This is a genomic window from Treponema endosymbiont of Eucomonympha sp., from assembly GCF_001028545.1.
In genome coordinates this window covers 1-445 of the sequence record NZ_BBPW01000647.1, presented here as the reverse complement: position 1 = coordinate 445, position 445 = coordinate 1, and the positions used below count along the sequence as shown (strand labels likewise).

At 48.1% G+C, this 445-nt stretch carries 1 protein-coding gene; it reads left to right on the top strand.

The features are described 5' to 3' along the window. Positions 1–174: 174 nt before the first annotated feature. On the top strand, positions 175–445 hold a 271-nt coding region (locus tag AWU74_RS08475), incomplete at its 3' end, for an aminotransferase class V-fold PLP-dependent enzyme (RefSeq protein ID WP_162505118.1).

Below are 445 nucleotides of genomic sequence, written 5' to 3'. Positions count from 1 at the left end.
AACAATACGCGCTGTTTGTTCAAATAAAAATTAATTAGGCAAGGCTGGCGAAAACAGCCAGGCGTAGGAGAATATATTTGGAACTCCGCGGCGCGCGATAGACCATGGGGAAACAGGAGGGATATATAAAAAAGGCATTAATGTGGGGGGGGGGGATTATTTCCAACGGTATACATGAATAAACGAATCTACCTTGACTACAACGCGACGACTACGCTTTCCGAGGAAGTGCGGCAGTTTTATATTGCGGAACTTGGGTCATACGCGAATGGGTCAAGTCTGCACGAAGACGGTCGCGTTGCGGCAAAAAAAATTACGGTGGCGCGGGAACAGGTCTCTGCGCTCGTCAACGTGAAACCAGAAGCACTTATCTTTACGTCAGGCGGCTCCGAATCAAACGATATGGTATTCACCACGATGATTGACTTAAGCAAGACACGCGGAC